The organism is Pseudomonas sp. E45-MNA-CIBAN-0222, assembly GCF_040310405.1.
Classification (GTDB): Bacteria; Pseudomonadota; Gammaproteobacteria; order Pseudomonadales; family Pseudomonadaceae; genus Stutzerimonas; species Stutzerimonas stutzeri_AC.
In genome coordinates, this window is record NZ_JBEOPU010000222.1 from 1 (window position 1) to 240 (window position 240).

Consider the following 240-nt stretch of genomic DNA (forward strand, 5'->3'; position numbering starts at 1 on the left):
GTATGTAATTCAGTGTTGGTAAAACCTACCGCATTAGCGAAGTCGATTAGCTCACTGTCAAATAGTTTCACTGGCAGCTGCCGTATCAATTCGAAAAGTTTCGACAGGTTGTTGGTTTGCTCAATAACAAAGTTTTGAGTGTACATTATTGGTGTTAAAAGTAGAGGCCAATCAGGTCTTGAAAATTTACTTTGGGCGCCTACAAATCGTATGTTGTCAGCTAATTCATCTGCTTTTGGG

1 protein-coding gene is annotated in these 240 nt (G+C 39.6%); it reads right to left on the reverse strand.

Going from position 1 to position 240, the window contains the following annotated elements; all coding sequences use genetic code 11:
* A partial coding sequence (locus AAEZ08_RS23405; protein ID WP_500125242.1) for a hypothetical protein occupies positions 1-240 on the reverse strand: 240 nt, incomplete at both ends.